Genomic DNA, 14205 nt, shown 5'->3' on the forward strand with positions numbered 1-14205 from the left:
GATCTAAGATATCTATATTATCTATTAAACTTTTATCTTTAATATATAAGTTTATTACTTCTTTGCTTAGTATATCTAACTCAAACAACAAGTTTCCATTAGAGATTTGATATAAATCATTTATTTTTTCTTTGTTATCCAGTAAATCCTTTAGGTTTAATCCAATTAATGATGCTATTTTATTTCTTAAAGACTCTTTATCTAACCCTTCGAATCTTATTATTGAATTAATTAATTCAACTAATCTGTCTCCTTCAGGTGTTTCTCCTAAAATATGTTGCCCATCTTGTATTTGAGTATTTTTAATTAAAGATAGTACTTTATGGCACTCTTCTAATATTTTTTCTATTTTGTTATGATGATCACTTATATCTATTTGAGTTTCTAGATTTGCTTTCTTTATTTCCTCAACTATCAAATGTTGTAATAAATGTGCTTGAGTTTTGTCACTTACTTTAACCTTTTCATATTGTTCTAATAAATTTTCCAACTCTATTAACTCATCATAAAGCTCGCCTTGAGTCATTAAAGTTTGCATATGATCTATTATTGTTGCATATGATCTTCTTTTTGCAATAGTACCTTCTGGAGGATTATCAGCATTATAAATATATAAATTAGGTAAGTTTCCTATACATATATCTGGATAACAATTTTGAGATAAGCCTACTCCTTTACCTGGTAAAAACTCTAAATTACCATGAGTTCCAACATGAATAATAACATCTGCCTTATATTTTTCTTCAAAGTATCTATATGTAGCTAAGTATTGATGTGTAGGTGGTGTATGTGGATCATGAAGTATCTTGCAAACAGCTCCATCGCACTTAGATCCAGCACATCCCCTCTTTGGTTGTACACATACTAAAGCATTTTTGTAATTTACTCCTGTTACTACTATTTTATCTTTATATATCATAGAAGGAGATACTCCTTCTATAGTTTCTCCTGGAGGATTACCCCAATTTTCTATCATATTTTCTTTAACTTCTTTACTTAGTTTATTAAACCATTCTATATACTCACCTTTTTCAATTAAGTCTAATGCTCCTCCTTTTTTAATTATCTCCTCTACCGTTGTCCATCTAAATTCAGAGATAGCTTTTTTGTTCATTATAGTATCTACTAATTCTTTACCATCCTTTGGAATATCTTCTAAATCATATCCTAATTCTTTCATTTTTGATAATACTCTTGATACACTTTCTAAGGTATCTAAGTTTGCTCCTCCTCCTATTGAAGCTTCTAGTGAGGCGCAAGGATTATTGTTAAGTAAAAATACTACTTTCTTTTCACTATTAGGCTTTTTGTGCAAATTTACATATTTAATAACTCTATTTATCAGTTTTTCACACCTATCGCTTATAGCTACTCTACTTTCCACATTGTCATTATTATCTAATGCTCCAATAAATATTGGTTCTATAACACCTTCTAATTCTGGAAGTGCAACGCTCCATGCAATATCTTTTATAGTTCCATCCCTGTCATCTTCCCATTCTTTAGCTGTCATATATGATGAAGTAATAGGTTGAAAAATAGGACAGTTTAAGGTTATTAATATATCAGTTTTATTAGCATTATCTAAGTTCGTGTAGTTTTTGGAGTCAGAATCTAAAGAGAAACTAGTCATCTTTATTACTGCATCTACTATAGGCTTATTATCTTCATCTATGAAAAATGTTCTAACGGCATTGGCTGTTCCTTTTGCACCTATTTCCTCATTTCTTAAAGTATATGTGAAAATAGGAATAACACTGTATCCTTTATCTTCTATCGCTTTTATAAGTTTTTTTTCTATTTCTATGTTTTTATTTACCCAGTACCCCCTAGAAGTTATTAGTCCTATGGTACCTTTGTTACTTTGCTTTTTATATTTTAAATAATCTTTTGTAGATGCAAATATTTCATTAGTGTCACAATGATATATTCCATCCCATGGAATTTCAATAGGCTCTTTATATGTTATTTTCTCATTAAGCACATCACATAATATGTACTTAATCATATTTATCCAGTTTTCTTCTCCACTATAAGTTATGTATGTGTTGCATTTGCTTGATATTTCTAGTCCTTTTTCATTATTTATAAATAAACTAGATTCTCCTCCTATATAAACTTTAGTGTTATCCATATTATCTATAATGTTATCTATTTCATCCCAGATACTATCTGTAGAGGTCTTATTCAAAATTAATGCATCACAAGTTTCAATATCTTTTATTAGCTCATCTATATCCTGTTTTTCTTCATCTAATAATCTAGATGAATATATTTTTAAATTTGTATATTCATTTAGCCTTGGCTTTAACTTTGATAATATATTATAAGAGCCATGCCACATAATAGCTACAATATTTTTCATACTATACCTCCACAGCCATAAAAGAGTCTATAATTTCTCTTATTTTATTTTCATCTAGTTTCTTTGTTGTTTCAAATGGTAAACTTCTCATTCTATGTAAAAGTACCATATGTGCTACTTCTTCTATATCTTCTCTTTCTACTTCTAGCTTATTATTAAATGCTGCCATTGCTTTTGATGCTTTCATAAGTGTTAAATCGCCTCTATGGCCATCTATATCAAGTGCTATTGAAAGATTAGCATTCAATAATAACATTTCATCACTTATAGTAACATCTTTAACTAAAGTTCTGGCATTTTCTATTTTATCTCTTAGTAATTGCTCTTCTATCTCCCATTTTTTTATGAATTCATCTGGATTCTCTTCAAAATGCGATCTATATTTAACTATTTCAACACGCTTTTGAGGATCTTTTATACCTTTTATCTCAACACTAAATCCAAATCTATCTAATAATTGAGGTCTTAATTCTCCTTCTTCTGGATTCATAGTTCCAACTAATATGAAATTTGATGGATGAGAAAAAGATATTCCCTCTCTCTCAACTGTATTTACACCCATAGCTGCACTGTCCAATAGTAAATCAACTATATGGTCATCAAGCAAGTTAATTTCATCAACATATAAAATCCCTCTATTAGCTTGCGCAAGTACTCCGCTTTCAAATTTTTTAGTTCCAGTTTTTATAGCTTCTTCTATATCTAATGAACCAACAACCCTATCTTCTGTTGCCGACACAGGTAAATCTATTACCTTCATTTTTTGTTTTATAATTTCTAACTTATTTCCTTCATTTACTTTTTTTAAACATTCACTACACATAGTACTTACATCATGCGGGTTGCAATTAAATTTACATCCTTTTACAACTTCTATCTCTGGTAAAAGGTTTGCAATAGCCCTAACTGCTGTTGATTTTGCCGTTCCCTTTTCTCCAAATACTAATATACCAGAGATTTTAGGATTTATTATATTTAATATTAAACCTTTTTTCATAGACTCTTGTCCTATTATTGCTGAAAATGGATATGATTTTTTTGACATTTTTTATTCCCCCCTGAAATTGTTAATGCTATTTACTATTAATTCACTTTTTAAATCATCTATTTTTATATACTGAGCATCCAAATTCTTAGCTAATTCTTTAGCTATTCCAAAACTCATAAGACCCTTTTTTTCTATATCTATTACCATAGAGTTAATCTTTTTTTGTTCCTTAACTGATTTAGCAATTTGCATTAGCTCTTCTTTTGGTTTCGAATTTTTATCTAAGGACACGTTTCCTTTCCCATCACTTATTATTATCATCATTGGAAGTATATTAGGATTTTTTCTAAGTTCTCTTTTAATAATTTCATATCCCTTAGAAATACCACTGTTTAATGGTGTTTTTCCTCCTGTTTCCATAGTTTCTAATAACTTATATCCTCTTTCAACACTTGTAGTTGGTGGTAATACTACTTCACCTTTATCTTTTCTAAAAGAAACTAAAGCAATTTTATCTCTTTTTACATAAGAATCTTTTAATAATGATAATATAGCTCCCTTTGTTTCTATCATCCTTTGATTGGCACCCATAGAACCACTTGCATCTACTACAAATACTATTAAATTTGATACTTTCTTTTGTCTTACCTTCTCTCTAATATCTTCATTTTCTATACTTATTGCTAAATTTTTTTTGTCTCTATATTTTTGATAAGGTGCAGCTGCTCTTATTGTGGCATCTAGTGCAAAGTCATTGTTTTTTCTTTGCATGGTTGGATATATATATCTACCACTTTTACTATTAGTTTTTGTTCTAGTCCTTTTTCCTTGACCATTTCTATAAGTTCTATCATTTTTATGAGAAAATGTTCTTATTTTAAAATCTTCGCCTATAGCAAAAACCTTTGACTGCATGGAATCACTTCTATCATTTGTATTATTTTCTTGGCTATGCTTAGAATTAGATTTATCTTTATTTTGTTTATTTTCATTTTTATTTTTATCTTTGTCTTTATTATTTTGATTAGAATTGTTTTGTTCTTGATTATTGTCATTTGAGTTGTTATTATCTTTATTGTCATCTTCATTTTTATTTTTCATTCTATGCATAAGAGCTAACTCACTGGCTTCTCTTATATCTTCACTATTTATGTAATATCTTTGATCTAATGCTGCTATTGCAAGTGCTGTTTCTTTTATTACTAAATCACCTCTATGACCTTGAATATTATAGTCAAGACAATAATTTATCATTTCCTGTAACTGTTCATCACTTATTTTTATTTTAGGTAATATAAGTTTTGCATTGTCTATTCGATTTTTTAACTTTATTTCTTCTTTAATATATTTCTTTATAAAATCAGTAGGACTCATTTCGTATTCTTCTAGTAATTTTAATATGGAAACTCTCTCATTGACATCTTTACTAGATGTTACATTTACATACAAACCAAATCTATCTAAGAATTGTGATCTAAGTTGTCCTTCTTCATTATTCATCGTTCCCACTAAAATAAAATCACTTTCATGTGAATAAGAGATTCCTTCTCTTTCTATAATATTAATTTTGCTTTCACATACATCTAATAACGTATCTACAATATTATCTTGTAATAAATTAACTTCATCTATATAAAGAATTTTCTTATTAGCACTTTTTAATAATCCTTCTTCTATATAAACTTCTCCATTTTGTATTGTTTTTTCTAAATCTATGGATCCTAATAATCTATCTTCCGTAACTGATAATGGAACGTTAATAACATTATTTTCTCCATTCATAATATTTCCAAGTGACCTTACTATTGTGGATTTTGCAGTTCCTTTTTCTCCATTTATTAATACGCCACCTATTTTAGGATTCACAATATTTAAAAGCAATGCTTTTTTCATTTTTTCTTGACCTATAACGGCAGTAAATGGATATGTTTTTATAATCATATTCTCAACCTCATTTTATAGTTAACTCTTTAATTTATATTTATATGCAAAAAAGCCATGCAGGTTTAACACAAATTTTCCTGTGTTCAAAACCTTCATGGCTTTATTTCAATAATAATAGTATCAGATATTATCATGTTTATCAATAAAATACATATTAAATAGTTTTAATAAATAAAAGAAGCCTTTATAGTTGATTAGAACTTGATATACAGTGTCAAGCTTCATAAGTCTGATCATATTTATCCGATACATGTCAATACATTGGATTTACTATTTTCTAATGATGTATGTTTACAGCCGTTTAAATAACTCCTTCTCTTTTCATCGCACTCTTTACTTGTTGAGAGGCCATATTATATCTATTTCTTAGATTATCTATATTTTTACCGTTATATAATCTAGAAATTTCTCTATTTCGATTTCCCATGATCACTTTTTTGTAAACCGGTATATAAACACTTTTGCCTCCTTATAATTTACATACTTCTAAAAAATTATCAAATCCTACCAGATCAATCATTGAATATATCATCCATTAAAATTTTCTTATTATAGAAATTCTTCACATTATTATGATTTACCATAGCATATTGCAAAGTAGTATAAATCTTAGAATATTCTAAAAGATGTTGCACCTGTGACTTTTCTAAATAACTCTGGCTAACAATGTTCTTATGAACTTATGAGAATGAACCTTATAAGTTATTGACATAAATCGTTAACAACCACACCCCCATGCATCATATTCAAAGAATTCTAATGACTTAACTTGCTAACATTTTCTCTATCTCACAATATATATTTAATTTTTCAAACACTTATTATGTTACAATATACTTATCAAATCATGCAAAATACAGGAGGATTTATGGAGAAAAAAACAAATATCAAAGAATTATGGAATAAATCACTACCATGGATACTACAAATAATCATTGGACTTATTCTAGGTATATCAGGTGCGATATACAGTATGAAAAATAATATCCCCCTTGGAAATTCCTTTTTAGAACTGGTAATCATACTTACTCTTTTTGCAGTAACACTTTTCATACATATAATATTACATGAGGGTGGGCACTTAATATTTGGACTACTATCAAACTTTGAATTTGTATCCTTTAGAGTAGGGTGCTTAACTTTAGTAAAAGAAAATAATAAATTTTTGATAAAGAAATTTAAAATAGCAGGAACAGGTGGACAGTGTCTTATGATGCCTAAGATGGATAATTATAAAGAGTGCCCCTATATTTTATATAACTTAGGTGGAGTAATCTTAAATCTTTTAGTATCTATTTTTTGTTTCTACATATATGTAATAACTCCAACTACTAAATATATGGATACAATATTATTAGCCATGGTTGTAAGTGGTGTGTGCACCTTTGTTTTAAATGGAATTCCTATGAAAGTAGGCGGTGTTACCAATGATGGATATAACTTAATATCCATAAGAAAAAACGATTTGGCAAAATATTGTTTTTACACTCAGCTAAAAGTAAATGGGCTTTTAAGTAAGGGTATAAGGTTTAAAGGTATGGATAAAAAATGGTTTGAACTTGATGAGAACTCAGATTTTAGTAATCCACTAATTACTAGTATTAAATGTCTTGAAAATAACTACTATACAGATATAATGGATTTTGACAAAGCAAAAAAATGTTGTGAATTTCTACTAAATTATGAACCAAAAATAATAAAACTCTATGAAAATGAATTAAAATGTGATTTACTTTTCCTTGAGATTATGGGTAATAGAGATGAGGATAAAATAAATAAACTATATACTAAAGAATTAAAATCCTACATAAAGGCAACTAATTGTTACATAGCTAGAAAAAGATTGATGTATGCTTATGCTTTAATAATAGAAAAAGATTTGGAGAAAGCAGAAAAATTATTAAAGGAATTTAAAAAAGTTCAAAATACCTATCCTATAAAAGGTGAGATTGAAAGCGAAGTTGAACTGGTTAATTATATTACAGACAAGTATAATACTAGCAAGTTGTTTACATAAACCATCAACAACTGAAGCCCGGTAGTTTGTGCATAAACTACCGGAAAACAAATTTACCCCCTGGCATTATAGACAATTTATTCCAATAACTTGATATTAATGTGAATAACGTGATGCTTTCACATCATCAATATTTAAATTGTAAACAAACTTATTTTCTCTTAACTTCAGTATACTTTCCTTACTTCCATTTACTAGAACACCATAAGACTTAACACCATTTTTTTCAACATATTTAAATGTATCTTCATAAGTAAATGTATGTGCATTAGGATGTTGAAGTTCTATGAAATCCTTGCTATCTATCATATATTTTACTAAGCTTTTGAAATGAGTTTCATAAACATCTGCATCATATGCTTTGTCAATATTTGCAAGTTCTAAATAAGGATAATCTTCACTGTTTTCAAATCCTTCTAAAATAATTCCACTTCCACTACTTTCAAATCCCATTTGAGGAAGTTGTTGAGTATTTTTATCACAAGTTCTAATTCCCACCCAACTGAAATATAAATCATCATACTCCTTAATCATTTTTGAAATTTCATTCATATCTATATCTTTGTTAAATGAAATATATGCACTTACCTGAGATGTACTTGGTAATTGTTTTAGTTCTTCTAATTGTAACCTGTCATCATCAAATGCATCGTCAAAAGGATAAACCCCATATTTAAATACATTCATCACAGGATATTTATAAAAATCACTTTCAATATATTCTAAATTTCCTTTATTAATTACTCCATCATAAGTTGTCTCAGTATTTTTAAATGTATTACTTTGGGTTATCTTAACATTATACTTTCCATAACCTAATGACTCCTCATTAGTGTAACTAGTTATAACTCCTGGAAAATGAAGTTCAGTAAATACAGATATATCAGTTAAAAACTGTGTTGAAAAATCGCCTCTTTCTGCAGATGGATTGTAATATTTAGAATCCATCATGGGAGATACAATATATTTAACTACAGCTAAAATACTTATTACAATTACTACTGATGCAAGTACTGCTTTCAAAAACTTATTTCTTATCTTTCTATTTATATTTTTTAATAAAATATCCTCTTCATTGTTTTTCTTATTATAACCACTACTCTTTATCTCATGATTTTCATCTAAATGACTGGTATCTATATTGCTATTTACATTAAATAAATTATCATCTATTTTATTACATAAATGCTCACTTATAATTTCATTTTTTTCTATTTCTTCTTCTACAATCTTTATTTCCTCTTCACTAGCTTCATTGTTTATATATTTCTCATAAATGTCTTTAAAGCTCATATTTATTCCTCCATTTTCATTCTTAGATTTTTTCTAGCTCTATAAATTAAAGTCCTAACTGCTCCATTAGATATATTCATGATTTGGGCTATTTTTTCTTGTGGTACTTCTAGGTAATAATAAAGAATTAGAGATTCTTTCATAGATTGAGGCAAGGTTATAATTTTATTATATAAATTCAATGATTCTTCATTTGTTATTAATTTTTTCAAAGTATTACTACTGCAATCTTCTATTTCAATTTCATTAATATCAATTTTAGATAATTTATTATTTTTCCTTACATAGTCTATCCACAAATTTCTACATACCATAAATAGCCAAGCTTTCACATTTTCATGATTATCATCTAATGATAATATTCCTTTTAAAAAAGCTTCTTGCATGATATCTTCTGCTAAGTGTTGGTTTTTACAAAGAGAAAAGGTATAAATATAAACATCTTTGGAGTATAATCTATAAAATTTTTCAATACTATCTGCATTCATCATCAATCTCCTTTCACTTTATAAACGTACCTGTTTTCAATATGTCACAAACTTTTTACTATTTTTTCTAATTTATATGTCCATCAAACTAAAAAACCACTGATTTATGCAAATAAACCAGTGGATAATATAATTATTAAATACTTTTCTTTATATAATAACTACAATGCCTCCTAGTACAATCCTTCAACACAGCAAAAATTTCACAAATAAAAGTCTTTTTCTTACTTATTTTAATTTTTATTTTACATACCCCGTATTAAAATCTATAACATTAAACAGCTCTTCATCCTTCAAAAATCTCTCCAAATTATCCAAACTAATACCAAAAATCCTCTCATAAGTCTCCGCTAAATTATACCACCCAGAAATATGAGGAGTAATCACAACATTCTCCAATCCCCAAATTCTATGGTCACTTGGCAGTGGCTCTGGATCAACTACATCTAGCCCAGCTCCATATAAATGCCCACTTTCCACAGCATCACATAAAGCATCAGTATCAACAGATGTTCCTCTTCCCATATTTAATAAGATACTTCCTGTTTTCATCTTTTCTATTCTTTGTGCATCAAATAGTTTTTGAGTATCTTTTGTTGATGGTAAACAAAGAGCTACAATATCAGCCTGTGGTAGTAATTCATCCAGCTTGTCGTTTAAGTATAACTCATCTATATAGCTTGGCTTAGCACTTTCTCTACGTTTAACACCAATTGTATATCCACCTAAAGCTTTTATCATTTCCCCAAAATTGCATCCTATATCACCAAGTCCTACTATCAGTACCTTAGACCCTCGTATAGATCTTACTCTTCCTTCACTTTTCCATAATCTTTTATTTTGATTGTCTCTATAAATATGTAATTTTTTTAATAATTCTAAAAGCATAGCAAGCATATGTTCTGAAACTGCTAGACCATAAGCTCCTGTAGAATTTGTTAAAATCACATCTTCACTTAAAATTCCTTCTTTTATATATTGGTCTGCTCCCGCTGTATTTAGCTGCATCCATTTTAAATTAGGAGATCCTTTCACCATGTCCACCTTAGGACTTCCTATTACTATATTTGCATTTTGAACTTCTTCTTTTGTAACTTCATTTTCATTAGAATAAACTATTTTACATCCTTTTGATTTTTCTTCTAATAGTTTCTTCTTTTCTTCATCCATTGGTATTAAAACTAAAATATTATACATATTCCCTCCACTATTTTGCTTTTTAATTATAAGTATTTTATATTTTATCTGTTTTTTAGATAAAATATAAAATACAACTGCTTCCTGGAGCAACGGGCCTGTTCCTCAAGGCCGTTGGCGATTGATATTCCTTATTATAACATTTTTATATTTTTTAACATTTCAAATTTTTCCAAATTAGTCATTTCAATATTAACAGGTGTTATAGATATATAACCATTGTTCACACAAGTTATGTCACTATCTTCATCTTGTTCCATATCCTTAATGCTTCCACCTATCCAAAAATATCTTTGGCCAAAAGGACTTATTCGCTCTTCCATTACATTGTCATATTTTCTTTCCCCTAATTTTGTAATCTTCCAACCTTTCACCTCAGTGTTTGGTATATTTACATTTAATATACAGTCATTTAACAAATGTAATTTATCTTTTATATTATTTATAAGCTGAGCTATATGTTTAGCTCCCTCTTTATAAACTTCACTTTTTACTTTAAATTCATTATATGACACAGCAATAGATGGTTTATTTAAAACAAGCCCTTCTATGGCTGCTGACACTGTTCCAGAATATATAACATCAGTTCCCAAATTTGGACCATTATTTATTCCACTTAAAACTAAATCAAAATTTATATCTTTAAATATGCCTTCTATTCCTACTTTTACACAATCTGCTGGTGTTCCTGATATACAGTAAGCTTTTATCTTGTCACCCATATCAGTTTCTTGTACCATTATTGGACTATGTATAGTTATAGAATGTCCTGTGGCACTTTTTTGGCTTTCTGGTGCTACCACGTACACATTAGCAATATTTGATATTTCCTTTGCTAATTCTATAATTCCATCTGCATATATTCCATCGTCGTTAGTTATTAATATATTCATGAGATTTCCTCCTTCTATTATATATTTATATTGCCATAAGAATTGTTTATTATCAAATTTTTTAAAGGATGAGCATATAGCTCATCCTTTTTATTATTTTTCATAAATGCAAATTCCTGCACTTTTATTTTTATCATACTCATTTGATGTACTTCCATCTTTGTCAACTTTATATGGATGTTGATATCTCACTTTATAAGTCTTATCACTTAGCTCATATGTGACAACAGTAACACCCACATTATTAATATAATTAGAATCAATTTCTTTTATATTTTCCCCCAATTTAGATTTAACATATTCCACAGATTTTGTCATAGTCAATTCTTTCGGGTTTTCTTCACTACTATAAGATATTTCACCCATAAATTTCATATCATCATAATCTTCTTCAGCTGAAAAAACTTGTACTGCATGATTTTTATTATTGTTTATTATATTATCTCCATCAGTTCTTGGTGTAGAATTTTGTACATTTTCACTTAGCTTAGTTAGCAAATTATTTTGACTTTCCAATGAGTCACTTATTATTTCTGTCATTGTGAAAATTTCATCTTGTCCACTTATATGTGGAGCATCTCCTATAAATGATTTTGTATATAATAAAGTTCCATCTTTATCAATAAGTTTAAGTCCTCTTATTTCTTCCATCTTTTCATCATGCATAAATACTAGCTGTGAATCATTTATTTTCACAACGGTGTTTTCTTTGTCTATTTGATTTATTGATTTATCATTAAATTTTTCAAATTCTTCCTTAGGAAAAGATACACTTCTTTGAACTATTTTCGCAAGTTTAAAATAAGTTTTATATTCTTCTTTATCCTTTGAATCTACCTTAATATGATTAACTAGCTTTTCTTGGTCTTCCGCTGAAATAGTACCTATTCTTGTAATAAAACGTAGTAATTCATCTGAGTCTTTGTTATAAAATGAATGTATTCCATTTAAATAACCATTTTTATTTGCATTATAATATTGAACTGACAAAGCTTCTTTTGGTTTATCATTTTGGTAAAAATAAGTTAATGATACACCTTCATTTTTTTCTTCTAAATTAATCGTTCTTAAATCCTTGTATTTATCACCATTATATACACTACCTATATAATAATATCCATCTGACTCTACTAATTTTTTATTTGGTTCTAATTTTGCCAACTCTTCTTTTGACAAATCTCCATTTTTTTGTAAGTAAGAAGAAATTTTCACATAAGACTTTTGAGATTTAAAATTTATTTTCTTATTTGTAGTCTCTGTAGGTACTTCTTTATTCTTTGTATTGTTATTATTCATGTTTGTATAAATCACAGGTGAAGCAACTATTATTATTAAAAAAATAATTGCTGTTATCATAATCTTTTTGCTCTTATTAAACTCCATTTTATCTCCCTCCAACTTAAACAACTGCGTTACCTTCAGCTATAGCCAAGGCAATCTTGTTAGCTCTATATCTTTTACTTAAAGTACTGTGCTTTAATTTTATTTATTTCTTCTTCATCAAGAGATGAGGCAATTCCAATTTCTCCACCTAACATATGCCACACGTAATTATGCACTTCAACAGCATTATTAAAATCTCCATTTTGCCATTTTCTAAGTGCTTTATTTAAATAGTCTCTAGCCTCATCATTATTAATATTTTTAATTGAGTTTAGGGCTATTTCAATATTTTGTGGTGTAATTTTAATAACTCCGAATTTTTTCCCATCAGCTGGATTAATAATTTGATTAGACATCTGGTGTATAAAGTTTACCACCCCATACTCATCATAAACTATATTTTTACCATTGCTTCCCTCATTATTATTTTCCTTGTTATCACTTCCTTTATTATCATCTTTACTTTCTTTATTTTCTTTTGTTTTATCAACTTTATATCTTGTTATTTTTACAAAATGAATTTTATTATTTTCCACCACAGCCTTTGGTATTATGGTATCTATCTCTAATGAAGCACTTATTTCATCTATTTTTAAAGTATCATTTATTTTTTCCAACACCTTCATTACTGGTGGTATACGATAAGCTAAAGCTGGACTATACACTCCTATAGAAATTAAAACCACTATACTGGCAGCTATTTTAATGTATTTCTTTTTAATTTTACTTTTAGTCATATCTTTTTCAGCTTTATCTATAGCATCTTTTATCAATCTTTCTTTATCAAAATTGTATTTTATATTTTCTATTTTTTCATCATCTATATAAAAATCTTCCATATCTTTATCAATTTCTTCTATTGTCACATCTTCTAAATTTTCATTTAGTTCATTATCCAAATTAATATCTTTTTTCTTTTTAGTCATTAATGTAATCCTCCTTTAGCAGGTTTTTCATTTCCTTTATTGCCTTCCTAATATGAGTCTTTATGGTATTTGCAAGACGTTCCAAAATTTTGGATATTTCTTCAACCTTCAAGTCTTCTATATATCTAAGTATGATTACATCTTTATATTTATCTTCCAACTCATCCATTGCATTATATAAATCAATTTTAATTTCCACTTCATCGTCATTATGTACTTTTTTAACATAATCATTTTCATCATGTTCCAAATCAATCATTCCATTTTTTCTTAGATAATCATTACATACATTTATAAGAATTTTACTTACCCAAGTTTTAAAATACTTCGGTTCTTTTAAGCCCTTTATATTTTTATAAGCTTTGTAAATCGTTTCTTGTACTACCTCCTTAGCATCTTCTTCATGCTTACATCTCAAATACGCTTCTTTATATAATCTATCAAAGTACATATTTATCAAATCTTCAAAAGCTTCCCTATCACCTTTGATAGCTCTTTTCACTAAAAGTATATCTTCCATGATTACTCCTTTCATTTTTGTTTTCAATTATTAGACATAAATTTATAATAAAAGGTTTTAACTTTTTATAAAAAATTCGCTTCGCTTGAGCGACGTGTCGGCGAAACATTTCATGTCGCCAACGATATATCTTTTCTTCACTTCAGATACATCCATTGCTCTATTTAAATAAATTTTATTATTTTAATTAG

11 protein-coding genes and 1 pseudogene are annotated in these 14205 nt (G+C 28.0%); 1 reads left to right on the forward strand and 11 read right to left on the reverse strand.

The window, feature by feature from the left end; translation table 11 throughout:
- The 4 genes and pseudogenes from NSA58_RS07345 to NSA58_RS20975 all read right to left on the reverse strand — a co-directional run.
- The coding region (locus NSA58_RS07345) for a cobaltochelatase subunit CobN (protein ID WP_257560330.1) at positions 1 to 2365 on the reverse strand (2365 nt) is incomplete at its 3' end.
- A 1-nt stretch (position 2366) separates the two neighbouring features.
- A complete protein-coding gene (locus NSA58_RS07350) occupies positions 2367 to 3410 on the reverse strand; it encodes an ATP-binding protein (RefSeq protein ID WP_074080127.1) in 1044 nt (347 codons plus the stop codon).
- A 3-nt stretch (positions 3411 to 3413) separates the two neighbouring features.
- Entirely contained in the window at positions 3414 to 5294 is a 1881-nt protein-coding gene (locus NSA58_RS07355) for an AAA family ATPase (RefSeq protein WP_039681082.1), read from the reverse strand.
- Positions 5295 to 5598: 304 nt separating this feature from the next.
- A pseudogene (locus NSA58_RS20975) lies at positions 5599 to 5754 on the reverse strand (Mor transcription activator family protein); the annotation flags it as partial.
- A 411-nt stretch (positions 5755 to 6165) separates the two neighbouring features.
- Between NSA58_RS20975 and NSA58_RS07360 the strand changes: the two are divergent.
- Positions 6166 to 7314 carry a site-2 protease family protein gene (locus NSA58_RS07360; protein WP_052233133.1) on the forward strand — a complete coding sequence of 383 codons (1149 nt, stop codon included), beginning with the start codon at positions 6166 to 6168 and terminating at the stop codon, positions 7312 to 7314.
- A gap of 96 nt (positions 7315 to 7410) precedes the next feature.
- On the opposite strand, the gene NSA58_RS07365 is transcribed toward NSA58_RS07360, so the two are convergent.
- The 7 genes from NSA58_RS07365 to NSA58_RS07395 form a co-directional block, all read right to left on the reverse strand.
- Complete coding sequence (locus tag NSA58_RS07365) at positions 7411 to 8607, reverse strand: anti-sigma factor C-terminal domain-containing protein (protein WP_039681083.1); 1197 nt, start codon at positions 8605 to 8607, stop codon at positions 7411 to 7413.
- Between the two features lie 2 nt (positions 8608 to 8609).
- Positions 8610 to 9095 carry an RNA polymerase sigma factor gene (locus NSA58_RS07370; RefSeq protein ID WP_039681084.1) on the reverse strand — a complete coding sequence of 162 codons (486 nt, stop codon included), beginning with the start codon at positions 9093 to 9095 and terminating at the stop codon, positions 8610 to 8612.
- Positions 9096 to 9335: 240 nt separating this feature from the next.
- Positions 9336 to 10292, reverse strand: coding sequence for a D-2-hydroxyacid dehydrogenase (locus tag NSA58_RS07375; RefSeq protein WP_257560331.1), 957 nt, complete (start codon positions 10290 to 10292; stop codon positions 9336 to 9338).
- Positions 10293 to 10426: 134 nt separating this feature from the next.
- Positions 10427 to 11185 carry a 5'/3'-nucleotidase SurE gene (gene surE, locus NSA58_RS07380; RefSeq protein WP_257560332.1) on the reverse strand — a complete coding sequence of 253 codons (759 nt, stop codon included), beginning with the start codon at positions 11183 to 11185 and terminating at the stop codon, positions 10427 to 10429.
- A gap of 93 nt (positions 11186 to 11278) precedes the next feature.
- Positions 11279 to 12568: a hypothetical protein gene (locus NSA58_RS07385; protein WP_257560333.1), complete on the reverse strand. Its 1290-nt coding sequence runs from the start codon at positions 12566 to 12568 to the stop codon at positions 11279 to 11281.
- Positions 12569 to 12642: 74 nt separating this feature from the next.
- Positions 12643 to 13494 (reverse strand): DUF6241 domain-containing protein, encoded by an 852-nt coding sequence (locus NSA58_RS07390; RefSeq protein WP_074080228.1) that lies wholly within the window; start codon positions 13492 to 13494, stop codon positions 12643 to 12645.
- A complete protein-coding gene (locus NSA58_RS07395; RefSeq protein ID WP_257560334.1) occupies positions 13487 to 14014 on the reverse strand; it encodes a sigma-70 family RNA polymerase sigma factor in 528 nt (175 codons plus the stop codon). The genes NSA58_RS07390 and NSA58_RS07395 overlap by 8 nt, the downstream gene beginning before the upstream one ends.
- Positions 14015 to 14205 lie beyond the last annotated feature (191 nt).

The sequence above is a fragment of the Terrisporobacter muris genome, from assembly GCF_024621905.1.
Lineage (GTDB): Bacteria > Bacillota > Clostridia > Peptostreptococcales > Peptostreptococcaceae > Terrisporobacter > Terrisporobacter muris.

Coding starts and splice junctions, on each gene's coding strand:
- NSA58_RS07350 (WP_074080127.1), bottom strand. CDS start 3,410: ATGTCAAAAAAATCATATCCATTTTCAGCAATAATAGGACAAGAGTCT.
- NSA58_RS07355 (WP_039681082.1), bottom strand. CDS start 5,294: ATGATTATAAAAACATATCCATTTACTGCCGTTATAGGTCAAGAAAAA.
- NSA58_RS07360 (WP_052233133.1), top strand. CDS start 6,166: ATGGAGAAAAAAACAAATATCAAAGAATTATGGAATAAATCACTACCA.
- NSA58_RS07365 (WP_039681083.1), bottom strand. CDS start 8,607: ATGAGCTTTAAAGACATTTATGAGAAATATATAAACAATGAAGCTAGT.
- NSA58_RS07370 (WP_039681084.1), bottom strand. CDS start 9,095: ATGAATGCAGATAGTATTGAAAAATTTTATAGATTATACTCCAAAGAT.
- NSA58_RS07375 (WP_257560331.1), bottom strand. CDS start 10,292: ATGTATAATATTTTAGTTTTAATACCAATGGATGAAGAAAAGAAGAAA.
- surE (WP_257560332.1), bottom strand. CDS start 11,185: ATGAATATATTAATAACTAACGACGATGGAATATATGCAGATGGAATT.
- NSA58_RS07385 (WP_257560333.1), bottom strand. CDS start 12,568: ATGGAGTTTAATAAGAGCAAAAAGATTATGATAACAGCAATTATTTTT.
- NSA58_RS07390 (WP_074080228.1), bottom strand. CDS start 13,494: ATGACTAAAAAGAAAAAAGATATTAATTTGGATAATGAACTAAATGAA.
- NSA58_RS07395 (WP_257560334.1), bottom strand. CDS start 14,014: ATGGAAGATATACTTTTAGTGAAAAGAGCTATCAAAGGTGATAGGGAA.